The following is a 22,505-nucleotide window of genomic DNA, read 5'->3' on the forward strand; positions in this document are numbered from 1 at the left end:
CCCGTTCGCGCTGTCTACGCCGCGGCCGCGGGCACATCACCGAACCGGTGCAGTGACCTGTTACTCGAGTAGCTGATGGTTTGTTCGTCGCTCGGCGGGTAGAGCCTGAACGTGGATGGCCACACCGGGCGCATCCACTTCATAACTCCCGACACAGGAGGTGTGACACATGGCTGATCCGAACAACCCCGGACAGTTCGGCAACCGCTCCGACACCGCAGAGGCGGCCAGCAAGGGCGGACAGGCCAGCACCGGCAGCTTCGGTGAACCCAACGCCGCCGACCCGCACGAGGCCGGGCGCAAGGGTGCCGAAGCCCAGCCGCAGGAGGCGAAGGTCAAGGGCGGCCAGCACAGCCACGGCGGCCACTGACCGCGTCATCGCGCGGGCCGGGTACAGACTCCCCCGGCCCGCGCACCGCGTTCAGCGGTAGGCCCTTGAAAGTCGTTCTGTCGCACAGTGATCGCGCCGAACTGCGCGGGACCCCGTATTCAGTTCGTATTCACGGTGTGATCCGCGATGGCGGCGGTGACCGGGCAGCCCTCGCCGACCGCGGACGGTTCGATGCCGTCGAAGATCGTGTCGAGGACGGCGGCGCGGTCGAGAGTGGGCGGGAAGATGTGGGTAGCGCGGGCACTGCGGATGACCGCGTGCAGGACAGCGGCGTAGATGTGAGTGCGGGGGACGGTCAGGCGCCAGCCGTGGCGTTCGCGGGCGCGCAATCGGGCGTCGATGGTGTCGAGGACGTCCACGATGACCTGGATCTCGATTCGGTCGGTGTCATCGCAGGGCATGGCGGCCGCCGAAAAATGTTGCGCCGTAGCCGAACAGGTTCCGCACGTGTGCCAGCCAGGACCTGGAGGGTGTGACGGACGTGGGGGTGGCGCGCGGATCGAGCACCATCCGTCCGGTCGCGACCAGCGCATCGCGGGCGCGCCGCCGGACTCGACAGCGATCCGTTCCGCATGCGAGATGCACCTGCATGGCGCGGTGGGCCCGGTCGGCCGTCAGGTCACCCGGATCTGTGTGGCACGACCCCAATCCACGCACGGCGTACCCGATGGGGGCGGTCGCGCCGGTCGCCGGTTCAGCCTGGGGAGTCTGCCGTCTCTCACGTTCGATGCGGTCGATGATCGCCTGCACCGACCACGGGTTATAGCCGGACATTTCGATACCTCCCTGTCGTCGCTCGATTCAGGACACCACCGAGCCGTACAGGGTTAGGGTGAAACCGGGTATCCGATGAAGATTCGTCCAAACTCCCATGTGCCAATCCGAAAATGTTGTGAGCAGCACCCGATTCCGCGACCGGCTCGACCCGATTTCGACCGTGATGGAGCACGCGATGGCCACCGCACATGACGACGACCCTGCTGAAGTAGCCTCGAGTTCAACGCTTCCACGCCGACAACTCGGCCGGTTCCTACGGGAGTGGCGTGACGCCAACGGATTCACCCTCGCTGCTGCCGCAAGCCTGGTAGACCTGTCCACATCCGCGCTCCAGCGCATCGAGGCCGGACAGACTCAGAAGGTGCGCAAGCAGGACGTGCGCGCGCTGTGCGAGGTATACGGTGTCGGTCCCGCCGACACCGCCGCGGCCATCGACCTGGCTGTTTTAGCTCGGACCCAAGGCTGGTATCACGCCTACGGTGGCCTGTACTCCGAGGCGTTCAATATGTACACCGGACTCGAGGCCGCCGCGTACCGGCTGATCACCTACCACGAACACGTCCCCGGCCTGCTGCAGACCGCCGACTACGCGCGTGCCGTGATCGGTGCGTATCCCGGTTTCACCGACGCCAGTGATATCGACCGTCGCGTCGAGCATCGGATGAGACGACAGACCATCGTCACTCGCAAGACGAGACCCGTCCTGCTGGAGGTATTACTGCACGAATCTGCGTTGCACCGCGTGATCGGCGGCCCGCGCGTCATGGCGACTCAACTGCGTCACCTCGCCGAGGTGTCGAAGCTGCCCAACGTCACCCTGCGAATTCACCCCTACACTGCCGGGCTGACCTGGGGAATGCCACGTGGATCGTTCACTGTTCTGGAGTTCGACGCCGCCGATGGAGGCGTCGGCGAACCGCCGATCGTGTACATCGAGGGCGGGCCTACTCAGGACGTGTATCTGGAAAAGCCGGACGAAGTGCGACTCTATAGTGAGCTGGCTTCGGCTATCCGAAGCACGGCGCTGGAGGACACACCGACCCGGAATCTCATTCGCCGGGTTACGAAGGAGTTCGAGCATGGCGAGCATTGACCTGTCCGGAGCCGCGTGGTTCAAGAGTAGCCACAGCGGCAGCCAAGGCGATTGTGTCGAGATCGCGTGGCTGCCCGAAGGCCGTGTCGGAGTGCGGGATTCGAAGAATCCGACCGGCCCGGCCCTGGTTTTCACCCCCGGCGCGTGGGATGCCTTCACCGCGAGCACGGCACACGGGGAGTTCGACCGCCCGGCGTGATCTGCGATGCGGTCTTCGGGTGCGTCGCCTAGACGGACGGGTTCTGTGGTTTGCGGCGGCGCAGTCGCTGGCGGATTCGGGCGCGGACGCCGACGGGGGTCTCGGACGCGGGGACGGTGGGGGGCTGTTCCGCCGCGGTCGCCTGCACGTACCGGATGTGCAGTTGTTCGCGGACCTGGTCCGGGGTGTACGCGCGGCGGCGGCGCTCGGCGCGCACGATCACCACGCCGGTCGCCACGACGCCGGCCGCACCCGCCAATCCCACTGCCTTCCACCACCTCATACCGCATAGGCTACGTCCATGACGGGGACGAGCATCGGACTCGACCGGGCGATCGAGCTCACCAGGACCGGTGACATCTGGTTGTTTCGTGGGTATTCGGCGGCCGATCGGGCGATTCGGATGACGACGAACAGTCCGGTGAACCATGTCGGCATGTCGGTGGTGCTCGATGATCTGCCCGCGCTGATCTGGCACGCGGAGCTCGGTCGGTCGCTGCCCGATATGTGGACGGGTACGGCGCATCGGGGCGTCCAACTGCACAATCTGCGCGACGCCGTGCTGGTGTGGGCGCACCGCTACGGCCAGCGGGCCTGGTTGCGGCAATTGGATCGTCCGGTGACCCGCGAGATGGAAGACAGCCTGCTGCGCACCATCGCCCGGCTCGACGGGACACCCTTCCCGTCCACCGCGAGCCTCGCCGGACGCTGGCTGCGCGGCCGAATCCGCATACCGCCGATGGGGTTGCTACCGCAGCGCCGCAGCCCCAATTGGTATGACCCGGGCCGGTTTTGGAGCGGGGACGAATTGCGATTGGAGAACGGTTTCGAGCTGGGCGGCGAGATCGAGGTGCGGGTGCCGGACCCACCGAACACCTGACGTCGGTCCGAAACCGGCCCCGATCACGCACGGACTACCGCGGCGCTGATCTCGGCGACCTCGGATGGCGCGCACGTTCCGGGCGACAGACCGCCCACGACGCACACTCCCGGCAGACGGGTCGGGTTCGCACCCGACTCGAATGCCGACACGTTCGACTACCGCACTCGAGCGCCCCCGAATACGGTGAGCAGGTCCGATTTCCGGCCCCGGAACTCACTCGCCGCGAGCGCCTGCTCGACGGTGAGCATGCCCGAGGCCAACCCCAACACGACGGCGGAATCCCCGCGCAGCACCGTGTCGGGCTCGTCGCCACGGCTGCGCTCGACGCTCGCGCCGGTCTCGTCCACGTGCACGACGACGGTCTCGTCATCGACGGTGAACCCGATGGTCGTCGGCGCGTCGGTGCGCCGGTCGCGCAGCAGCGCGTCGAGGGCGACCACCAGCCAGTATCCGCGGAAGGTGTCGTCGCCCGGACCGGAGATCATCAGCGGGGTGCTCCATTTCACCAGCGCGGCAACGGTATCGCGGAGCTCCCTGCCCCAGGGCGTGAGCGTGTACGCGACACCGTTGCTCTCGGTGTCGAGGGTGCGCGCGACGACGCCCACTTCCTCGAGCTCCCGCAGCCGGGAGGCGAGCAGATTCGTCGCGATCCCCGGCAGCCCGCTCAGCAGCTCGTTGTAGCGCGCCGGACCGACCAGCAGCTCCCGCACGATGAGCAGGCTCCACCGCGCGCCGACCACATCGAGCGCCCGCGCCAGCCCGCAATATTGACCGTAGGACCGCTGTGCCATGGCCCTCCTCCGCCGCGCTTGACTTTTTGCATCTTGCTTGACTGCACGATACTCCGGGGATCATCCAGGGTGCTGGCGCGCGCTGGGCACTCGTCCACACGATCGGGAAGACCGCCCGCCACGCCGGGTACGCCGACATCGCCCGCTAGCTCATCGACGGCGTGAGCGGCCGGTGATCGACCGAGGAGTCCGGTCGATCACCGATGCACCGTCCACGACGGGCGACGAGATCCGTTCGGAGGCTTGATGGTTCGCGCGGGAGCGGGTGGTGGTGGGAGTTTCGCCGGTGTGGCGGCGGTAGATGCGGCGGAAGGCGGCGGGGTCGGCGTAGCCGACGGCGGCGGCTACGGCGTCGATGGGGTCGCGGGTGGTGGTGAGCAGGGTGGCGGCGTGGCCGACGCGCAGGCGGTGGACGAATTCGGTGGGGGTGATGCCGAGATGCTCGTGGGTGCGGCGGGTCAGGGTGCGCGGGGAAACGGCTGCGGCGCTGGCCAATTCGGTCAGGGTCAGTTGGCGGTGGAGATGGGTGGTGACATGTTGTTCGACGGCGCGCAGAGTGGGGTCGGAGGCGCGCAGGTGCTCGAGGACCATGTAGCGCGACTGCGACATGCGGGCGTCCAGGACCAGGTAGCGGGCCACCCGGTGAGCCAGATCGGGACCGGACAGCCGGGCCAGCAGAGCGAGGACCAGGTCGGCGTGCGCGAAGGCCGCGCCAGCGGTGAGGACGGAGCCGCCGTCCACCACCATACGGTCGGCGCGGACGGTGATGTCGGGATGCATCCTGGTGAACAGCGGGGCCAGCCACCAGGTGGTGGTCGCCTCGCGCCCCGCGAGCAGACCGGCGGCGGCCAGCACGAAGGTGGCCGAGCACGAGGCGGCCACCGTGGCACCGTTCGCGGCGGCGTCGCGAATCAGGTCGATGGCGCGCAGCGTGTCGGGGCGGGCCAGCAAGGCGCGCACGCGGGATGCGCTGGCGGCCGACGGACCGGGTAGCACCAGCACATCGCCCGGCCCGAATTCATTGCCTACCAGGGGGATACGATTCGTCACCGCGATATCGCGCCCGGTGCCGGACCGCACCGGGTCGCCGTCCACCGATACCACCCGCTGGCGCAGACGGAGATCGTCGGCGAACCCGGCCGCCGTATCGACGACGTCGATCCCCAACCCCAGCGCGCCCTCCAGCACTCCGTCCAACACCAGGTGGGTGATCATATGGCGAGATTAGACCGAAGTATGGCGTTCCGGTCAATGGTGGAGCCGGTCCGACACCGGCAGGGTGCACATCGTGATGAGACATTCCTCGGATGATCCGCTCGACGACTTCACGCGCCGGGAGATCACCCTCGACGACACCACCCGTACGGTCCGGGTGAGCGGCACCGGCCCCGCGGTGATCGTGATGGCGGAGATGCCGGGCATCAGTCCGGACGTGGCCCGCTTCGCGCGGTGGGTGCGCGCCGCCGGGCTCACCGTCTACCTGCCCTCGCTGTTCGGTCGCGACGGCGCGTATCCACACGCCGACGAAGGGGCCGAGGTTTTCCGGAAGGTCTGTGTCAGTGCGGAATTCCGCGCGTTCGGCGCGGGAAGGTCCAGCGCGGTCACCGGATGGCTGCGCGCGCTGGCCCGCCTCGCCCACGAGGAATGCGGCGGACCGGGCGTCGGCGCGCTGGGCATGTGCTTCACCGGCAATTTCGCACTCACCATGATGCTGGAGCCCACGACGCTCGCGCCGGTCCTGTGCCAGCCCTCGCTCCCCCTCGACGATCCCGGCGGACTGGAGATCTCCCCCGAGGAGCTGTCCACCATCCGACAGCGCCTGGACCGCGACGACCTCACCGTGCGCGCCTGCCGCTTCGCGGGTGACCGCTTCTGCACCGCCCAGCGCTTCGCCGCCTACGCCGCGGCACTCGGCCCCCGCTTCGAACCCCGCGTCCTCCCCGACTCGGCGGCGAATCCGGCCCCACCGCCCTTCTTCGCCCAGCATGTCGCCAGCCCGCACAGCGTCGTCACCGCCCACCTCGTCGACGCCGAGGGCGAGCCCACCACGCGGGCGCGCGACGAGATCATCGCCTTCCTCACCGAGCGACTCACGGGGTAAGCGCGTCGACCGACGGCACGACCACACCGAACAGGTCGCCGATGGCGGTGAGGGCGGCGGTCTGTAAATCAGCCGCGGACACCGTGGTGCCGTCCGGACCCGACAGCGGCCGGGTGGCGGTCGCGTCGGCGACGACGGTGGGTCGGTAGCCGCGGTAGCAGGCCCCCTCCGCGGTGAACTGCACGCACATATGTGTCATGAATCCGGCGAGCACCAACTCCGTTCCGGAGCCGAGCCGGCGCAGCGCATCCGCGAGTTCGGTGTCATGGAATCCGTTCGGCACCCGCTTGACCACCACCGGCTCCCCCGGCAGCGGCGCTACGGCGGGGTGGATCGCGCCGATGTCCGCGCGAATATCGTACGGGCCGCCGGGCCCGCCGTCGTTGACGATGTGCACGATCGGGCGGCCCAAGTCCCGGGCCGCCGCCAGCAGCCGCGCCGCCGCGGCCAGGGCCGCGTCGGCGTCCGGGAGCGCCATGACGCCGGTGGTGTAGGTGTTCTGGAAGTCGATCATCACCAGCGTGGCCTCGGCGAGCCGGGGCGGCTGCGAGTCGAGGCCGCTGACGGTGCGCAGAGTCGGTGCGGCACTGGTCATCTCGGTGTGTCCCTTCGGTGGGTGAACTTGACGGAGTTCACGATCGCGCATCCCGAACGCACTCGACAGTGGCTTACGTGCCTACAATCGACGGAATCGGGCCATCGATAGCGGAAGGGTCGCCGTGGATGTGATCGCGGTCGTGGCGTTCGACGGGATCAATCCGTTCCACCTGTCGGTGCCGTGTCTGGTGTTCGGGGCCGAGCAGCCGTCGTCGGAGCTGCCGCCGGTCGAGGTCCGGGTGTGCACGCCCGACGCGGCTCCGATCGTGACGACCGCCGGGTTCACGGTGTCGACCGGTTTCGGCCTGGAGGAGATCGCGGACGCCGCGATGGTGATCGTGCCGAGCTGGCCCGATCCGGAGTTGGCCGCGCCGACCGAGATACTCACGGCGATTCGGACGGCACACGACCGTGGCGCCCGGGTGGTCGGGCTGTGTCTGGGGGCGTTCGTGGTGGCGGACACCGGATTGCTGAACGGTCGCCCCGCCGCCACACACTGGAAGTGGGCCGAGGTGTTCGCACGGCGATTTCCGCAGGTGCTGCTGGATCGGGAATCGCTGTATGTCGACGACGGGGATATCGTCACCTCGGCGGGCACCACGGCCGCCATCGACACCTGCCTGCATCTGCTGCGCGGCCAGCACGGCGCCGAACTCGCCAATCGGGTGGCGCGACGGCTGGTCATGCCGCCGCATCGGGCGGGCGGACAGGCGCAGTTCATCGAACACCCGTTGCCGCCAACGGATTCGGAACATCCGCTGGCGGCCACGCTGCACTGGACGATCGAGCATCTGAACGAGGAGCTGACCGTCGACCGGTTGGCCGCGCATGCCGCCATGAGTCGCCGCACCTTCACCCGACACTTCCGAAAGACCATGGGCACCGGCGCCGGTGACTGGATCGCCACCCAGCGCGTCGCCCTGGCGCAGCGGTTGCTCGAGACCACCGACCTCACCGTCGAACGCATTGCCGAGCGGTGCGGGTTCGGCAGCGCGGTGACCATGCGCGAACAGTTCGCGCGCACGCTCGGCACCACGCCCTCGGCGTATCGCGGCGCCTTCCGGGGGCCGGAGCCGGTCTCCGGGCGGCGCTAGTCCGGGGACACCGCCAGGTAGGTGAGGTAGCTGGGATGGTCGGGGTCGAGAACTATGGTCTGGCCGTTGATCTTTCGTTTCACCGTGGGCGGCAGGAAGTGCCGGGGGACGCTGGTGGGTGCCACGGCGACGCGCAGGCGATGACCGGCGCGCAGGACCGCCTCGGTGGCGTTGATCTCGATATCCATGTCGAAGGGCTCCCCCGGCACCACCGGCAGCACCGAATCCGCGCGCAGCGTGTGATGCGGGAACACCAGTTCCCCGTTCACGTAGCGGCTGCGCTGCTCGTCGATCGCGCGCAGTGAGGACAGCAGTGCGCCCCGGGTGAGCACGGCCGAGGTACCGTCGGGCTCCACATCGGTGACGGTGACCGACCAGAAGGCGTCCGTCCCATGGGCTTCCACTCGCAGATGCACCGTGAGCGGACCGGACAGCACCAGATCGGAATCCAGCGGTTCGGTGGTGAAGGTGACGGCGGTGGCCTCCGCGCGACGGTCGTCGGTGCCGAAGCGGCGGCCGAACAGGGTGGCCAGACCCAGGGACATGAGCGCGGTATTGCCGGAGGCCAGGCTGCCGCGGGCGGTGGGCAGCGGCAACCGGGTGATCTCCTCGGGCGGAAGGGAATCCAGTGAGGCATCGGTGTCGGCGTGGTCGGCGGCGCCGCTCGGCCGCGCCGTGAGGTACAGCCGCCGCACCTCGGCGGCGGGATCAGGGAACCGGGTCCGCGACACCCATCCGCCGCCGCCCTGCCGCCGCACGGTCACCGGCCCGTACCCGTCGATGCCGTTGTCGATTCCCTTGAGCCACTTGTCGAACCACGCGCACTGCAGTTCGTCCAGGGCGGGCGGGTTGCCGGCCGCGCCGAATCCGCTGCCGACGCTGATGTGGTAGCCGTCGTCGACGAGCACCTGCTTGGCGCCGTCGGTCAACGCGAGCCGGTCGAACATGTGGAAGTTGGAGCGGTTGTAGACGTCGTGCCAGGCGCCGTGGATCCAGGTGGCCGCCGTGACGTCCTCGAAACGGGGCAGCCGGGCCGCCCACCGGTCGTTGAGGAAGCCGTCGGGATGACCGTCGCCGGTGGCGATGCGGGCGGCCAAGCCCAAACCGCTCGCCGGATAGCGGAACCGATCCCGCAGGTACGGCCGCAGCACCTGGTTGCGGACCATGCCGCGCGGGGAGGGCACGAACTTCCCGGCGTTCACCGCCGCCAGCCACACCGCCATGCCGGGCGTCGGCACACCGCCGGTGAGCCCCAGCTCCCGCACCGGGTCCTCACCGGCGACGATGGCGAAGACGGCGTCGAGCCCCTCCGGCCGCTGCCCCGCCGCGATCAGGGCGGCGATGCCGCCATAGGAGATGCCCGTGATCGCGAGATGTCCATCGCACCAGGGCTGTTCCCGAATCCACCGCAGCACCTCGACATAGTCCTGATGTTCGCGCGGACTGAAGAAATCCCAGGTGCCGGTGGAGGAACCGGTACCGCGCACATCGACCACCAGATCGGCGTATCCGCGCGACACCAGCGTGCGGTTGGACGCCCATACGTCCACCGCGCCCCCGGCCGGGGTGTGCAGCAGGTCGCGGCCGCGGAAGCGACGCCGATCCGACGGCCGCACCGCGTTTCCCGCACGCCGCGCCACCCGCCCGAACCGCCCGGCGACTCGATTGCCCATCCGGTTGTACGGCGTGAAGTTCACGACCACCGGAAACGCCTCGGGCACCACCTCGGTGCGCCGGTAGGCGGGTCGGGTCAGATCGGCGCACAACACCGCGCCGTCCGACATGGGGATCGTGACCGTGGTGTCCACGTGCACGGTGGGATACCGCTCCGGGCCGATGTCGAACCGGGTGTCGGGCGGTAGGGGTACGGGAGCCGGGGTGATGGGCGCGGCCATGGAGCATCCTCTCGACATCGTTGTCTGGGCCACGATGGCCCGATCGCCGATTAATCAACGGTAATGTCGAGCGAATGTGCCTGTCTACTGGTTGATTCATCCGTCTCAGACGATTACGGTCCGTTATGTGTTCCGTCACGGGTTGACCTCAACCCAGGTTGAGGGGGGAGGCTCGACCGCATGAACCCGTCAGTCGAAACCTGGAATGCCGTCTACGACAACGACACCGCGCCCTGGGTGATCGGAGAACCACAGCCCGCCATCGTGGCCCTCGAGCGCGCGGGCTGGATCCGCGGGCGGGTACTCGACCCCGGCAGCGGGGCCGGTGAGCACACCATCCTGCTCACCCGCCTGGGCTACGACGTGCGCGGGGTGGACCTGTCCCCCAGCGCGGTGGAATACGCGCGGCGCAACGCCGCGACACAGGGCGTGCCGTCGGCGCGCTTCGACGTGGCCGACGCGCTGCGCTTGGCCGAATCCGAGGCACTCGCCGTGAACGGGCGACCACCCGCCTTCGACACCATCGTCGACAGCGCGCTGTTCCACATCTTCGGCGAGGAACCGGAACTGCGCGCCGAGTACGTGCGCAGCCTGCACTCGGTGTGCGAGCCCGGCGGGCGGCTGCACCTCCTGGCGCTGTCGAATCGCGAGCCCGGCATCGGCCCCCGCATCGGCGACGACATCATCCGCGAATCGTTCACCGACGGTTGGGAACTGGAGGAGCTGAGCCCGTCCCGCTATCTCGGCCGGGTCACCGAACCGGTGGCGGAAGAGGCACAGGGACTCCAGGTACGGGACGGTCGGGTGAACGTGGCCGCCTGGCTGGCCCGCCTGCGCCGCTTGTGACACGCCGCTGCGGTCCGGAGCAGTCCTGCGGCACACCGTGAGTGCGGTCGGCGCGGCTGCCCGGCGCGGCTCCGAACACTCAGGCGGTGCGCACCGACCGCCGCGCCTCCGGCTCACCCGATGCCCCGACCAGTTCGGCGAAGCGGGCGACCACCTTGGCGTGGTACATCTCGAACAGGTCCTCGAACAGTGCGAGCTGCGCCGCGCTCGGCCCGCCGTCGGACTCCCACACCGCCAGCAGCGCCCGCCACACCAGGACGTGCAGGTCGGGTCCGGCGGCGTAGTACGCGGCGACCGCCGCGGGTACGTCCAGCACCGTCTCGCCGATGGAATTCAGCACGGCCCGGCGCAGACCGTGGTCGAGCACGGTGAGCAGCCGTCGCACCAGATCCAGTTCCAGGGCGAGCATGGCGCGATGATCCGGCTCGGGGGTGCGGGCCAGGGTTTCCAGCTCGTCCACGGCGGCCGTCAGCTCGCCCGGATGGAGTCGCTCCGCGCCGTCCGTGTAGGCCACGAGGGCATCGAGGACGATGCCGCGTTCCTCGGCCACGATGTCGCGGAACATCTCCGCGGCCACCTCGGGCGTGCCCAGCGACAATTGGAAGACCCGACGGTAGACCTCCGCGCCCCCGTCCGCGCGCACATCCCGAATCACGAAACCCTTGCCCCGATACGCCTGCGCGAACCCGTAGGACTCCAGTCTGCCGAGCACCAGCTGCGCGGTGGCCCGGTTCATCTCGAACTCCTCCGCGACCTGCCGCACCGAGGGCATGAGGTCACCCGCTTCGTAGTCCCCCGCGACGACGCGACGAGCCAGCTCGTCCGCGACATCGGCGACCACCGTCTGGGCTCCCATCGCATCGTCCTTCCTGCCGATTCAACGTCTGAGACAGTCTAGCGCCCCGGGAGCAACTCACCGCCACATCCGGGCGTGGGGCTGCGCACAACCCGGCGCGCCGGGCTATACAACCGGCGATTCGGGCCAGATTCGCCGTGCTGGCTCTTGTCGCCGCCGCCCGGCCGCTCGCACGATGAGGGGATGCCAGCCGAATCCGCCCTGCTGCCGTCCTCGGTCCGGGAAGCATTCGCACCCGCCGTCACCTACCTGAACGCCGCCAGCTACGGCCTGATGCCGGTCACCGCGGTGGACGCGGCCGGAGCCGCCGAACGGGAACGCATGCGCGGCGAATTCGACATTCCCGCCGTCGACGCCGTGGCCGCCTCCTGCCGGGCGTCGTTCGCGCGACTAATCGGAATGCGGGCCGATCAGGTGGCCCTCGGATCGCAGGTGTCGCAACTGGTGGGCCTGGTGGCCGCGAGCCTGCCCGCGGGCGCGCACGTGCTCGTGCCCGAGGGGGAGTTCACCTCGGTGCTGTGGCCGTTCCTGGCCCGGCCCGAGCTGCATGTGCGCACCGCCGCACTGGCCGATCTCCCGGAAGCCGTTCGCCCGCAGGACGATCTGGTGGCCGCCGCGGCGGTGCAGTCCGCCGACGGCGCGGTGCTCGATCTGCCCGCCACCGTCGCCGCCGCCCGAACCCACGGGGCGCGAACGCTGTTCGATCTGAGCCAGGCCGCGGGCTGGTACCCGGTGCACGACACCGGGGCCGACTGGGTGGTCAGCGTCGGATACAAGTGGCTGCTCGGCGCGAAGGGCACCGCCTACCTCGCGGGCACCGACGAGGCACTGAACACGCTGCGCCCCTTGGCCGCCGGTTGGTACTCGGGCTTCGATCCGTGGCAGACCTGTTACGACGGCCCGCTGCGGCAGGCCGAGGACGCCCGCCGCTTCGACGTCTCCCCCGTCTGGCCCGCCGTGCTGGCGCAGCGCCCGGCGTTCGACCTCATCGAGGCCGTCGGCATCGAGGCCATCCACCGCCACGATGTCGCACTGGCCAACCGGCTGCGCGCGGGTCTGGGCCTGCCCGAGGGCGATTCGGCGGTGGTCTCGCTCGCCGTCACCCCGGACACGCTGGAGCGGCTACGGGCGGCCAAGGTGGTGGGCTCGCTGCGCGCCGGACGGCTGCGACTGGCCTGCCACCTGTACAACACCGAGGACGATGTCGACCGCGCCCTGAACGTGCTGCACGGCTAGCTCACGGCGTCAGCTCCACGCCGCGCAGCCGCAGATCGGCGGCGATCCACTCCACCCCGGCCTCGGTCGCCTCCAGGGTGTCCGGCCCGATCCAGCGGGCCAATCCCCACAGCGTCAGCGCGGCCGCGACCGGACGCCACTCGGCGACGATCTGCGCCGGGGCCGCCTTGTGCCGGGGCGTGCCGCCGGCGTTCACGCTCGACCCGCACACCAGCCGGTAGAGCAGACCGCGCAACCGGTGCGCCGGTTCGCGTTCCCGCGCGCCCGCGGGCTCCCCAGAGAGCGCCGCGGCGGAACCCCGCTGCGCCCTGGCCACGTGGTGGACCTCCTCCGGCGTCAGGAAGCGCCGCGACGTCATTTCCGCCACCCCCGACAGTTCGCGCTCCTGCCACACCCCGTTCGCCTTCACGACGCCACCGTATGCGAGCGCCGCCACCCCGACACGACCCCAACACCGTGGGCATCAGCCCCCTGGCGGGCGGGATGCTCGCGTAGTCGCCGCTTTCCGGTGCGCACCGCGGTGCACTCGCTACCTGAGCGTTCCGCGCCCGCCGCGCCCCACGCTGCGGCCTCGCACGGCACCCCCGGCCGTCGATTTCCGCCGCCGATCGGGAACAAGCCCACTCACCAGCGATTTCAGCTCCGACCACCAGCCCCTCGCAGCCGTGCTCCGCGAGTTCGGCGAGGGTGCCGGAGCGCACATCGTCGCGGACGCGTGGCTCCTGCCGCCGGGACGTTCCGAAAGCTGCCGTGGCGAACGGCAATTCGGGCAGTGCGCCCACGACGTAGCGTCCGGGCCATTGCCGCGAGGCCGGGCGGCCGATACCCCATCGGCAGGCGCACCTGCCCGCCGACGGGATCCTCCACCCACGAGGGCGACGGCTGCGGGCCTCGGCATCGTCGCTGGGGCACTGTGGGATTCGCGGCGAGTGTGGTTGGGTTGTCGGGGTGGAGGGAACTGTCTTCGGGCGCTATCGCCTCCTCGGACTGCTCGGCGAGGGCGGAATGGGGCAGGTCCATCGCGCCTACGACACCGAGACCGATCGTGTGGTGGCACTCAAGGTGCTGCCGCCCGACTTCGCCGACGATCCCGTGTACCGGGAGCGATTCCGCCGGGAGGCGCAGGCGGCCGCCAAACTGACCGAGCCGCACATCATTCCGATCCACGCCTACGGCGAGATCGACGGTCGGCTCTTCCTCGACATGCGGCTCGTCGAGGGCATCGACATGTCCACCCGGCTGGCCACCGACGGCCCCATGTCCCCGACCACGGCGGTGTCCTATGTCGGCCAGATCGCCGCGGCACTGGATGCCGCGCACCGGGCCGGGCTGCTGCACCGGGATGTGAAGCCCTCCAATGTGCTCACCACCGCGGACGGTTTCGCGTACCTCATCGACTTCGGGATCGCACGCGGCGGCGACGACAGCAGCCTGACCACCACGGGCGCGGCGGTCGGCACCTTCGCGTACATGGCTCCCGAGCGGCTCGCGCACGACGAGTGCGACGGCCGGGCCGACGTGTACTCGCTGGCCTGCGTGCTCTACGAATGCCTCGCCGGGGCGAAGCCGTTTCCCGGGGACAGTGTGGAACGGCAGATCGCCGCGCATCTCTCGAAACCGCCGCCGCGTCCTTCGCTGGTGGACGCGCGGATTCCGGCGACCTTCGACGAGGTGATCGCGCACGGAATGGCGAAGGACCCGGCGCAGCGCTATCCGTCCGCGGGTGCGCTGGCCGCGGCCGCGCGGGAGGCGCTGACGGGCGGCGTGGCCGAGGCGGGCGGCGGGTCGTCCAGAACGGCCGCCACGCAACTCGATACGACGCCCGCGCCCCCACCCACCCCGCCGTATTCGCATCCGGTGTGGACCCGCACCAGGGCGACACCGGGCGCGTCGACCCGCCGGACCGTGCTGGCCGTGAGCACCGGGGTCGCTCTGCTGCTCGTGGCGGCGGTGGTGATCGGCCTGCTCGTGGACCGCGAGTCGTCCTCGGCGGGGCCGACCGGCAGCGCGAGTCCGGGCCCGCCGCCGCTGGCGACGACCACGGTCGCGGCGACAACCGGTGCGACGACACCGCCCCTGACACCGACCGCGCCCGCACTGGGCCCGTGGCGGGCCGACACGACCACCGAAGTCGCCACTCCGGAGTCGAGCGCTGTCGGGCTGGCGAACTACGTCCGCGACCATTACGCCCTGCTGCCGTCCGACACCGCCGCCGCGTGGGCCCGCCTGACACCGCGCTATCAGGACTTCGTCGGTGGCTACGCCGCGTATCAAGACTTCTGGGGCACAGTCGGTTCCGTCACGGTTTCGGAGGTAAGTCCGAATCCGGCGGATCTGACGGTCACCTACCGACTCTCACTCCGCTACGCCGACGGTCGGACCGGAACCGAAACCCGGCGGGCTCAGTTGGTGCGGGCGGATGACGCGTACCGGATCGACAGCACGGAGCTCGTACCCTGACACGCGCGATCCGAAACCTTTATGTCCGTTTCGTTGCAGGTCATCCGACCGAACCTAACGGTGCGTAATCGAGCGATTGTTGGGCGTGTCGCGCGCGGCACGCCGAGACGGACTGGACTGAGGGCAAATCCCCAGTTTCGTCTGAGCGAGCCATCGACTATTAATGGCATGTGCGATTGCCACTCGTGAACACCTGTCCAGGGTCGGATCGTCTGCTGCGGGAGGAGATATGACGATCGAGTTTCCGTTCGAGGACGATGTCACGCAGCTAGCCAATCGCGTCGAGAAGGCGCGGGGACGGCTGGCGTATCAGTTCGATCCTGCCCTGACCGAAGCGCTGTCCGAAGACGAGCTGGCTGCCGAACGGGAGCTGGCCGAACGGATTCGCATCCAGGACCGCGAACAGCGATGGAAGCAGGTCCAGGCCACCGCGGCGGCGGCCGACCGCGCCAGGGCGACCGGCGAGGAGATCGAGAAGGCCGATATGCGAGATCTGCTGATGGCGCGCAAGGCCATCGCCGCGCAGCGACGCGAATCCAGCCCGCATGCGAAACTGGCCTCGCTCTACAAGCACCGGGCGTGGTCCCTGCGCGCCCTGGCCGGCGTGGTCGGCGCGGGCATGCTGTGGTCCGCGGTCAACGTGCAGCAGAACATCGCGCCCGGCGGCCCCGGCAATCCGCTGTTCTGGTTCAGCTACCTGCTCGAAGGCATGATCAGCGTCTGTCTGATCATCATCATGATCGGCACCAACAAGGTGGCCGAATGGGGTGTGCTGGAGAACCGCCGCCAGGTGCACATCGCCGAATTCGCCCTGCTCTCACTGACCGTCGGCCTCAACACCTACCCGTACGTGGCCGCCGGGGACTGGTACGAGACCGCGGTGCACGCCGTCGCGCCGGTCATGATCGGCGTCGCGCTGCTCATCCACAATGCCGTCAGCGCGCGCTACGGCCAAGCCATCGGCCATGCCACCGAACAGATTCGGGGCCTGCCCGATCCGGCCGAGCAGATCCGGCAGAAGTTACAGGTGCGCAGGCTCTCCACCATGGCGGACTACAAGATGACCGCGCCGCACCAGGCCGTCGAGAAGGCACCCGAGCGCACCGAGACCAAGGAGGGCAGCCCGAAAGATCCGGTGCTGGACGCGGAAACGGTTCCCGCCGAGGATGCCGAAGCCGCGGGCAAGGGCCGCACTCCGGCCCTCGAGGCCGCCCCGGCCGACCGCAAGGGCACCCCGGCGACCACGAAGAACGGTGCCGCACCCAAGCGCAACGGCACCGCGTCGGCCACCGCCGCCACGAACACCATCCCGGCCCCTGCGGCGCCGGAGAAGCGCACCACGGCGGCCGAGACCACCCGCGCGTCGGCCGCTGCGGCCGCCGAGCTGGACGCCATCTGGGCCGAGACCATCAGCTCGCCGGTGATCGCGGGCAAGAACAAGGACGACAAGGACGGCTCCGACGCGAGCGATATCTACGACACGGGTCAGTTCCGCGTCGCGGACGACCTCGAGCGTGAACTCGCCGAAATGCAGGCCGAGCGCCGTCGCGCCCGCACCACCAAGCAGCGCCGGAACTGAACCGGCTGCTCCTGAGCGCAATCGCTGACGTCCCGGTCGGATGTATCCGACCGGGACGTCGGCGTTCCGGCCATCGGATGTCGATCGGTCAGTACCGGCGAGCACCGGTGATCGGCATATCGCCGAGTTCGGTCTCGGTGACGCCGACGCCGTAGGTGGCGGCGTGGATGATCCGGCCGTCACCCGCGTACAGCGCCGAATGCCCGCCGCCGTAGAACGACACCAGATCGCCAGGCTGGAGCTCGTCCACGCCGACCGGGGTGCCGACGGCCAACTGGCCCTGACTGGTACGCGGCAGATCCACTCCCGCCTCGCGGTAGGACCACTGCACCAGACCGGAGCAGTCGAAGGAGTCCGGCCCCGTACCGCCCATGCGATAGGCGGTGCCCAATTTGGAGCGGGCGGCCTCGACGGCCCGCTCCCCCGTGGTCGCACGGTCCGGAACCGCCACGGGGGCCGGATTGTCGGTGACACCGGGGATGCCGACCAGTGGGGGCACACCGTCGGGCACGGGGAACGTGCCGAGCCCCGCGACGGTGACGCTACGGGAAGCCGCCGGGGCGGCGGCTGGTTGCGGCGCTGGCGGTGCCATGGCCGCCGGGCCGGCGTCGGGGACGGTGAGCACGCCCGGCGCGTTATCGAACGTCGATGCGCCCGGCGCGGGCCTCGGGCCGAAGCCGAAGCTGCCCGCGATCTCGTTCGGGATCTCGATGACGCCGAAGCCGGGCACCGCCACCGGCTCGGCCTTCGCCGAACCAGCGGAGTAGAGCAGAGCCACGGCGAGGCCCGCGGCGCCGAGCGCCCCGACCACCAGTGGCCGCCAAGAAATGTGCCGTGCGAAGAAACGAAACCGTTGTCTGTCTCCGCCTGTTTCCATGATGCAGTCCTCCGATCGAGCTGTGAGCTACTCGGTTGACACTCATCACATCCACACTTCGACATTGCATGGTTCGCTTGTTCACAGGGTTATACACAGTCCGACACGCGAGTTTCGGTAACGAACGACTAACGTAACGCACCACAATGCGGCGCATCGCTGTGTCCAATTGGACACAGCGGCCCGGGCGGCAGGCACGAGAATCCGGTCGTCACGGCGATTTTCGGCGCCCAATCCGGAGGCATCGCACGCATGCATGCGAGACTTTTCCGGCATCCGCCGACGCTCCTCATCTTTGGAGGATTGTTCATGATCAAACCCCCTGGAACTGCGGCAATCCCCCGTGAACGCGATGAGTTCGGCGCACGCGACGGTCTCCTGGACGAGGTTTCGGCCTGATGCGGAAATCCTCGTCCGACAGTGCCGAATACCCGCCGTCGCGCAATATCGGATGGCCGCGATCGGAATTCGAGGACGGCATTGCGGAGGGCAGCCCGACAGCCATTCGGCTGGGCACGGTACCGCCGCCACAGGAGGCCGCTCCCACCGTGCTGGAATTACCCTCGCTCGCGGCGGGTGAGGGACCGCTGAGCGAATGCGAGCACGCGCAGCTGGCCGCCTGCGAATCGTCGATCGATACGCTGCGCCAGGCATTCTGGTCGGCCGGTCGGGCATTGCAGATCGTCCGCGACGGCCGCCTCTACCGCACTGGGTACGCGACCTTCGACGACTATGTGGAGCAGCGCTGGGATATGCGGCGCTCCTACGCCCACAAGCTGATTCGCGCCTGGCCGCTGGCCGCGCGCCTGCACCGGCACGCACCCGCCATCAACGAGGGCCAGATTCGCGAACTGCTGCCGGTGGCGGCCGAGCACGGCGACGACGCGGCCGTGACGGTCTACACCACCCTCGCCGCCGAGAACGTCAAGATCACCGCCGCCACTCTCCGCGAGGCGGTGGCGCTGCTGCCGCCGCGCTTCGACGAAGCCGATGTGGTCGAACGACTGCGCGCCTGGCAGCGCGGCGACCGCCCCGAATCCACGACCACCCGCCGCGCCGGACCCTTCGCCGCGATGGAGGCGCGCCTCGCCGCCCTCACCCGCCGCGCGGTCCGCGAGTCCAGCGGCGACCCCGCCGCCGCCCGCGAATTCGCCGCCGCACTGCGGACTCTGGCCGAACGAATCGAGCAGCAGATCGGCTGACGACGCACCACGCGGTGCCGCGGCCGTACACGCGTCCGTGCGACCGGCCGCGCGCCCCGTCGCACCCGGTCCGGGTTCGAACGATCCGCCGTACCGCGACCCGGAGTAGGCGAGCGGCTCGTCCGCGCCCCTCGACTCGGGCGGACACGTTCGGTGATCGGGCACTAGTCCAGTGCCCGCGACCCGAAAGGCGGGATCACTGCGTGCGCCCCGACCTGGAACACGGGGCCTCGGTGTCAGCGGGGAGATCGGGTGGTCTACTCGCCCACCGCGCGGCGCATGCGGGCGCCCGCGGCGCGCTCGCGGGTTTCACGGGCGGTTGCGGCGTCGAACATCTCCAGATGCTCGAACATCGGATCCTCGTCGTCGGGTTCCAGCAGGGTGGCGCGGCGCAGTCGGGTGCGCGCGCTCTCCCGGTCGGGTGAACGGTGATCGACGACGCGGCGTGGAGACTCCTCCTCGTCGTCGTCCGCGTCCCCGCGGTGGCGGTTGCGGGCCAAACGGGCGGCGCGGCGGCGGCGGATATCCTCCTCGATCCGCACCTGCTTGCGCAGGTAGGCCAGATAACCCACCAGGACGGCCGCGGACAGCGCGCACAGCCCCCACACCCGCGACGACACCAGCAGCCCGCCCGCGGCGAAAAGCACCACACTGCAAGCCAGTCCGAGCACGGCCCGCTGGCGGAAGCGGTAACGGGCGGCGCGGGCGATGGCATCGGCCTCCGGGTCGTAGCCGCCGCGACCGCGCCGCGAGGGGATGAAATCCCGCTCGTCGTATTCGGATTCGTCCTCGTCGTACGGTTCCGGCGTGGGGGCGGCGGGAATCCGGGCCATGACGGCCGTGGCCCGCGCGGCGGCCGGAACGGGTTCGTCGTCCGCCGCGAGGTCGGAATCGTCCGCGCCGGAAGCGGATCCGGCGGCATAGTCGGGGGCGGATTCGGCGTCGTAGTCGGAGTGGGGGTCGTCGAGCATATCCGCCTCGTAGGCGGCATCCCGCTCGTCATCGTCGACATCGTCCGCGTCGACCGGGGCTTCGTCGCGGATCGCGGGGCCATCGGCATCGAACTCGTCGGCCGCCTCCACCCGATCCTCGTCCGCGTCGACGAACTCGTCGTCGAGGTCCGCGCCGGACTCCGCGTTCGGCGCGACAACCGTATCGACTTCGCGGTCGGCCTCGAAATCGTCGTCGCCGGTGGCGGTCTCGTCGTCCGATCTCGTCATCCGATCCTCCGCATCATCGGTGTGGGGATGCTCAACTCTCCGGGTGGGTACATAGTCGGGGTCGGTGTCGTGGCCGGCGGCGGGCCGTTTCCTGATGAGTCGCTTGGCGTCACCACGATGCAACACCCGGGTCGCCAGGGCCGCGTCGGTGGTCTGCCGAATGCGCGGGTGCCGTCCGGCGAGCATGGGGAACAGCACGAATACCCAGAGCACCACCAGACCGATCCACAAGATCGAATTCGGCATCGTGCTCCACCTCCGTCCCGCCAGGCCCCAGTCCCTTCGACAGCAGTCCCTTCGACATGCGCCGCATGGTGGTACAGGCGCACCACCGACGTCCGTAGGCTAATTCGGCAACATAGGAATTCCCGGCAGGCGCGCCGTCCACACCCGCCACACTAGTCACAGGAGTTAACCCGGGGTTGCCCGTCCGGTACGAATGAGGCGATTCACCACCGTGCCCGACACCTCCTCGACCGTCATGCCGACGAGCAGATGGTCACGCCACGCGCCGTCCACGTCCAGGTAGCGCCGCAGCAGCCCTTCCTCCCGGAACCCCACATTGCGCAATACCGCCTGGCTGGCCAGGTTCTCCGGGCGCACGGTGGCCTCCACGCGGTGCAGCCCGACCTCACCGAAGCAGTGGTCCAGACCCAGCGCCAGGGCGGCCGTGGCCACGCCCTGACCGCCCACCTCCTTGGACACCCAGTAGCCGATCCAGGCCGAGCGCAACGCGCCGCGCACGATATTGCCGACCGTCAGCTGACCGCTGAACTGGCCCTCGACCTCGATCACGAGCGGGATCATCGCGCCGCGCCGCGCCTCGGCCTTCAGACTCGACCACAGCGCCGGCCAGTTCGACGCGTGATTGCGCGCCTCCCAGGAGCCGCGCCCGGTCGGCTCCCACGGCTCCAGGTGTTCTCGATCACGCAGCCGAATCCGGCTCCAGGCGCTCGCATCCCGCAAACGAATGGGGCGCAGCGTCACGCGCCCGGCCGCCACCCGCACCGGACCCAGATGAGCGGGCCACCCGGGATGCTGACCAGCCCGGAAGACATTCATGCTGTGCCCATCTGGCACGACCGGGGGCCCTGCGTGGTTACGCAAGCTGCCTCCTTCGGGCCTGACCCGTTCATGCCGCCGCTCACCCACGCTGCGCGAGAAAGGCGACCCGCACCTCGTCACCGGTGCGCACCTCGGTGACCTCCGGATCGATCACGATGAGCGAATTGGCCTCCGCGAGCGTGGCCAGCAGGTGCGAGGACGCGCCGTTGGGGCCGCCCAGGGGCTGCACCAGATATTCGCCGGTCTGCTCGTCGCGCATGAGTTGGGCGCGCAGATAACCGCGCCGCCCGGGAATGGAGGAGATCGGCAGGATGGTGCGCGCCTTCACGATGCGGCGCATGGGGTGGCGGCGGCCCAGCGCGATGCGGATCAGCGGGCGCACCATCACCTCGAAGACCACCAGCGCGCCGACGGGATTCGAGGGCAGCAGGAAGGTGGGCACCTCATCGCGCCCCAAACGCCCGAACCCCTGCACCGAGCCCGGATGCATGCCGACGCGGGTGATCTCCAGTTCGCCCAGGCCCTCGAGCGCCTCCCGGATCTGCTCCGAGGCCCAACCGCCGACCGCGCCCGCGATCACCACGACCTCGGAACGCACCAGTTGCCCCTCGACCACATCGCGCAGCCGCTTGGCGTCGCCGCTCACGATGCCGACCCGGTTCACATCGGCTCCGGCGTCGCGTGCGGCGGCGGCCAGGGCATAGGAGTTCACGTCGTAGACCTGACCGGGCCCGGGGGTGCGGTCGATGTCGACCAGTTCCCCGCCCACCGACAGCACCGACAGCCGGGGGCGCGGATGCACCAGCACCTTGTCGCGGCCGACCGCCGCCAGCAGGCCCACCTGCGCCGGACCGATGATGGTGCCCGCGCGCACGGCGAGATCACCGGGCTGCACATCGTCGCCGATGCGGCGCACGTAGTCGCCGGTGCGCACCGGCTCGTAGACCTTCACCCGCGCCCGGCCGCCGTCGGTGAAGTCCAGCGGCAGCACCGCGTCGGCGAGCGTGGGCAGCGGGGCGCCGGTGTCGACGCGCACGGTCTGCCTGGGCTGCAGGCGAATCGGCTGCCGCGATCCGGCCGCCACCTCTCCCACCACCGGCAGGGACAGATCGATGGGATGGCCGTCCTCGTCCCGGATATCGGCGCCCGCACCCGAGACGTCGACGCTGCGCACGGCGTAGCCGTCGATGGCCGCCTGGTCGAAGCCCGGAAGCGGGCGCTCGGTCACCACGTCCTCGGCGCACAGCAGTCCCTGAGCCTCGGAGATCGCCACCCGTACCGGGCGCGGCGCGACGGCCGCCGCGGTCACCTTGATCTGCTGATCCTCAACCGAGCGCATTCAG

General features: G+C 69.7%; 24 protein-coding genes. 11 read left to right on the forward strand and 13 right to left on the reverse strand.

All coding sequences use genetic code 11. The annotated features are described in order from the left end of the window. Window positions 1-169: 169 nt before the first annotated feature. Window positions 170-370 (forward strand): hypothetical protein, encoded by a 201-nt coding sequence (locus ON31_RS24960; protein WP_029931197.1) that lies wholly within the window; start codon window positions 170-172, stop codon window positions 368-370. A 119-nt stretch (window positions 371-489) separates the two neighbouring features. Here ON31_RS24960 and ON31_RS24965 read toward each other — a convergent pair whose 3' ends face one another. Next, on the reverse strand, window positions 490-792 hold the full coding sequence (locus tag ON31_RS24965) for a hypothetical protein (protein WP_039817143.1): 303 nt from the start codon (window positions 790-792) through the stop codon (window positions 490-492). Further along, window positions 779-1,141, reverse strand: a complete 363-nt coding sequence (locus tag ON31_RS36925; RefSeq protein WP_147286999.1) for a hypothetical protein — start codon at window positions 1,139-1,141, stop codon at window positions 779-781. The genes ON31_RS24965 and ON31_RS36925 overlap by 14 nt, the downstream gene beginning before the upstream one ends. A gap of 190 nt (window positions 1,142-1,331) precedes the next feature. Here ON31_RS36925 and ON31_RS24975 point away from each other — a divergent pair, with 190 nt between their 5' ends. Continuing rightward, complete coding sequence (locus tag ON31_RS24975; protein ID WP_255222250.1) at window positions 1,332-2,261, forward strand: helix-turn-helix domain-containing protein; 930 nt, start codon at window positions 1,332-1,334, stop codon at window positions 2,259-2,261. Beyond that, window positions 2,248-2,460 carry a DUF397 domain-containing protein gene (locus ON31_RS24980; protein WP_039817144.1) on the forward strand — a complete coding sequence of 71 codons (213 nt, stop codon included), beginning with the start codon at window positions 2,248-2,250 and terminating at the stop codon, window positions 2,458-2,460. Before ON31_RS24975 ends, ON31_RS24980 begins: the two co-directional genes overlap by 14 nt. A 28-nt stretch (window positions 2,461-2,488) precedes the next feature. On the opposite strand, the gene ON31_RS24985 is transcribed toward ON31_RS24980, so the two are convergent. Continuing rightward, window positions 2,489-2,743, reverse strand: a complete 255-nt coding sequence (locus ON31_RS24985; RefSeq protein WP_039817145.1) for a hypothetical protein — start codon at window positions 2,741-2,743, stop codon at window positions 2,489-2,491. Window positions 2,744-2,761: 18 nt separating this feature from the next. Between ON31_RS24985 and ON31_RS24990 the strand changes: the two genes are divergently transcribed. Further along, a complete protein-coding gene (locus tag ON31_RS24990; protein ID WP_039817146.1) occupies window positions 2,762-3,340 on the forward strand; it encodes a hypothetical protein in 579 nt (192 codons plus the stop codon). Between the two features lie 158 nt (window positions 3,341-3,498). Here the strand turns inward: ON31_RS24990 and ON31_RS24995 are convergent, their stop codons facing one another. After that, window positions 3,499-4,134 carry a winged helix-turn-helix transcriptional regulator gene (locus tag ON31_RS24995; protein WP_039817147.1) on the reverse strand — a complete coding sequence of 212 codons (636 nt, stop codon included), beginning with the start codon at window positions 4,132-4,134 and terminating at the stop codon, window positions 3,499-3,501. Between the two features lie 150 nt (window positions 4,135-4,284). Beyond that, window positions 4,285-5,349, reverse strand: a complete 1,065-nt coding sequence (locus tag ON31_RS25000; protein ID WP_063821562.1) for a GlxA family transcriptional regulator — start codon at window positions 5,347-5,349, stop codon at window positions 4,285-4,287. A 76-nt stretch (window positions 5,350-5,425) separates the two neighbouring features. On the opposite strand from ON31_RS25000, the gene ON31_RS25005 reads away from it, so the two are divergent. Further along, entirely contained in the window at window positions 5,426-6,235 is an 810-nt protein-coding gene (locus ON31_RS25005) for a dienelactone hydrolase family protein (RefSeq protein WP_039817241.1), read from the forward strand. Here the strand turns inward: ON31_RS25005 and ON31_RS25010 are convergent. After that, complete coding sequence (locus tag ON31_RS25010) at window positions 6,225-6,830, reverse strand: isochorismatase family protein (protein ID WP_039817148.1); 606 nt, start codon at window positions 6,828-6,830, stop codon at window positions 6,225-6,227. The genes ON31_RS25005 and ON31_RS25010 overlap by 11 nt on opposite strands. A 124-nt stretch (window positions 6,831-6,954) precedes the next feature. Between ON31_RS25010 and ON31_RS25015 the strand changes: the two genes are divergently transcribed. Beyond that, a complete protein-coding gene (locus ON31_RS25015; RefSeq protein ID WP_255222243.1) occupies window positions 6,955-7,926 on the forward strand; it encodes a GlxA family transcriptional regulator in 972 nt (323 codons plus the stop codon). Here ON31_RS25015 and ON31_RS25020 read toward each other — a convergent pair. After that, window positions 7,923-9,821, reverse strand: coding sequence for a CocE/NonD family hydrolase (locus ON31_RS25020; protein ID WP_051037712.1), 1,899 nt, complete (start codon window positions 9,819-9,821; stop codon window positions 7,923-7,925). The two genes, ON31_RS25015 and ON31_RS25020, sit on opposite strands and share 4 nt — an antisense overlap. A gap of 180 nt (window positions 9,822-10,001) precedes the next feature. Between ON31_RS25020 and ON31_RS25025 the strand changes: the two genes are divergently transcribed. Continuing rightward, entirely contained in the window at window positions 10,002-10,667 is a 666-nt protein-coding gene (locus ON31_RS25025; protein ID WP_039817150.1) for a class I SAM-dependent methyltransferase, read from the forward strand. Window positions 10,668-10,746: 79 nt separating this feature from the next. On the opposite strand, the gene ON31_RS25030 is transcribed toward ON31_RS25025, so the two are convergent. Beyond that, window positions 10,747-11,523 (reverse strand): GntR family transcriptional regulator, encoded by a 777-nt coding sequence (locus ON31_RS25030; protein WP_039817151.1) that lies wholly within the window; start codon window positions 11,521-11,523, stop codon window positions 10,747-10,749. A 183-nt stretch (window positions 11,524-11,706) separates the two neighbouring features. On the opposite strand from ON31_RS25030, the gene ON31_RS25035 reads away from it, so the two are divergent. Continuing rightward, entirely contained in the window at window positions 11,707-12,759 is a 1,053-nt protein-coding gene (locus tag ON31_RS25035; RefSeq protein ID WP_039817152.1) for an aminotransferase class V-fold PLP-dependent enzyme, read from the forward strand. A 1-nt stretch (window position 12,760) separates the two neighbouring features. Here the strand turns inward: ON31_RS25035 and ON31_RS25040 are convergent, their stop codons facing one another. After that, window positions 12,761-13,168: a hypothetical protein gene (locus tag ON31_RS25040; RefSeq protein ID WP_147287000.1), complete on the reverse strand. Its 408-nt coding sequence runs from the start codon at window positions 13,166-13,168 to the stop codon at window positions 12,761-12,763. A gap of 539 nt (window positions 13,169-13,707) precedes the next feature. On the opposite strand from ON31_RS25040, the gene ON31_RS25045 reads away from it, so the two are divergent. Both ON31_RS25045 and ON31_RS25050 read left to right on the forward strand, forming a co-directional pair. Continuing rightward, on the forward strand, window positions 13,708-15,219 hold the full coding sequence (locus tag ON31_RS25045; RefSeq protein WP_051037713.1) for a protein kinase domain-containing protein: 1,512 nt from the start codon (window positions 13,708-13,710) through the stop codon (window positions 15,217-15,219). A 229-nt stretch (window positions 15,220-15,448) separates the two neighbouring features. Beyond that, window positions 15,449-16,798 carry a hypothetical protein gene (locus tag ON31_RS25050; RefSeq protein WP_039817154.1) on the forward strand — a complete coding sequence of 450 codons (1,350 nt, stop codon included), beginning with the start codon at window positions 15,449-15,451 and terminating at the stop codon, window positions 16,796-16,798. 88 nt (window positions 16,799-16,886) lie between these two features. Here ON31_RS25050 and ON31_RS35835 read toward each other — a convergent pair whose 3' ends face one another. Beyond that, a complete protein-coding gene (locus ON31_RS35835; RefSeq protein WP_255222244.1) occupies window positions 16,887-17,609 on the reverse strand; it encodes a C40 family peptidase in 723 nt (240 codons plus the stop codon). Window positions 17,610-18,073: 464 nt separating this feature from the next. Between ON31_RS35835 and ON31_RS34880 the strand changes: the two genes are divergently transcribed. Then, window positions 18,074-18,877, forward strand: coding sequence for a hypothetical protein (locus tag ON31_RS34880; protein ID WP_051037714.1), 804 nt, complete (start codon window positions 18,074-18,076; stop codon window positions 18,875-18,877). A gap of 257 nt (window positions 18,878-19,134) precedes the next feature. Here the strand turns inward: ON31_RS34880 and sepX are convergent, their stop codons facing one another. From sepX to glp, 3 genes are all read right to left on the reverse strand, one after another. Beyond that, entirely contained in the window at window positions 19,135-20,343 is a 1,209-nt protein-coding gene (sepX, locus tag ON31_RS25065) for a divisome protein SepX/GlpR (protein ID WP_039817155.1), read from the reverse strand. A gap of 165 nt (window positions 20,344-20,508) precedes the next feature. Further along, complete coding sequence (locus ON31_RS25070; RefSeq protein ID WP_039817156.1) at window positions 20,509-21,159, reverse strand: GNAT family N-acetyltransferase; 651 nt, start codon at window positions 21,157-21,159, stop codon at window positions 20,509-20,511. Between the two features lie 82 nt (window positions 21,160-21,241). Beyond that, window positions 21,242-22,501, reverse strand: a complete 1,260-nt coding sequence (gene glp / locus ON31_RS25075; RefSeq protein ID WP_029931178.1) for a molybdotransferase-like divisome protein Glp — start codon at window positions 22,499-22,501, stop codon at window positions 21,242-21,244. Between the last annotated feature and the right edge of the window lie 4 nt (window positions 22,502-22,505).

Source organism: Nocardia otitidiscaviarum NBRC 14405 (assembly GCF_000308635.1).
GTDB lineage: Bacteria > Actinomycetota > Actinomycetes > Mycobacteriales > Mycobacteriaceae > Nocardia > Nocardia otitidiscaviarum.

Coding starts and splice junctions, on each gene's coding strand:
- ON31_RS24960 (WP_029931197.1), top strand. CDS start 170: ATGGCTGATCCGAACAACCCCGGACAGTTCGGCAACCGCTCCGACACC.
- ON31_RS24965 (WP_039817143.1), bottom strand. CDS start 792: ATGCCCTGCGATGACACCGACCGAATCGAGATCCAGGTCATCGTGGAC.
- ON31_RS24975 (WP_255222250.1), top strand. CDS start 1,332: ATGGAGCACGCGATGGCCACCGCACATGACGACGACCCTGCTGAAGTA.
- ON31_RS24980 (WP_039817144.1), top strand. CDS start 2,248: ATGGCGAGCATTGACCTGTCCGGAGCCGCGTGGTTCAAGAGTAGCCAC.
- ON31_RS24985 (WP_039817145.1), bottom strand. CDS start 2,743: ATGAGGTGGTGGAAGGCAGTGGGATTGGCGGGTGCGGCCGGCGTCGTG.
- ON31_RS24990 (WP_039817146.1), top strand. CDS start 2,762: ATGACGGGGACGAGCATCGGACTCGACCGGGCGATCGAGCTCACCAGG.
- ON31_RS24995 (WP_039817147.1), bottom strand. CDS start 4,134: ATGGCACAGCGGTCCTACGGTCAATATTGCGGGCTGGCGCGGGCGCTC.
- ON31_RS25000 (WP_063821562.1), bottom strand. CDS start 5,349: ATGATCACCCACCTGGTGTTGGACGGAGTGCTGGAGGGCGCGCTGGGG.
- ON31_RS25005 (WP_039817241.1), top strand. CDS start 5,426: ATGAGACATTCCTCGGATGATCCGCTCGACGACTTCACGCGCCGGGAG.
- ON31_RS25010 (WP_039817148.1), bottom strand. CDS start 6,830: ATGACCAGTGCCGCACCGACTCTGCGCACCGTCAGCGGCCTCGACTCG.
- ON31_RS25020 (WP_051037712.1), bottom strand. CDS start 9,821: ATGGCCGCGCCCATCACCCCGGCTCCCGTACCCCTACCGCCCGACACC.
- ON31_RS25025 (WP_039817150.1), top strand. CDS start 10,002: ATGAACCCGTCAGTCGAAACCTGGAATGCCGTCTACGACAACGACACC.
- ON31_RS25030 (WP_039817151.1), bottom strand. CDS start 11,523: ATGGGAGCCCAGACGGTGGTCGCCGATGTCGCGGACGAGCTGGCTCGT.
- ON31_RS25035 (WP_039817152.1), top strand. CDS start 11,707: ATGCCAGCCGAATCCGCCCTGCTGCCGTCCTCGGTCCGGGAAGCATTC.
- ON31_RS25050 (WP_039817154.1), top strand. CDS start 15,449: ATGACGATCGAGTTTCCGTTCGAGGACGATGTCACGCAGCTAGCCAAT.
- ON31_RS34880 (WP_051037714.1), top strand. CDS start 18,074: ATGCGGAAATCCTCGTCCGACAGTGCCGAATACCCGCCGTCGCGCAAT.
- sepX (WP_039817155.1), bottom strand. CDS start 20,343: ATGCCGAATTCGATCTTGTGGATCGGTCTGGTGGTGCTCTGGGTATTC.
- ON31_RS25070 (WP_039817156.1), bottom strand. CDS start 21,159: ATGAATGTCTTCCGGGCTGGTCAGCATCCCGGGTGGCCCGCTCATCTG.
- glp (WP_029931178.1), bottom strand. CDS start 22,501: ATGCGCTCGGTTGAGGATCAGCAGATCAAGGTGACCGCGGCGGCCGTC.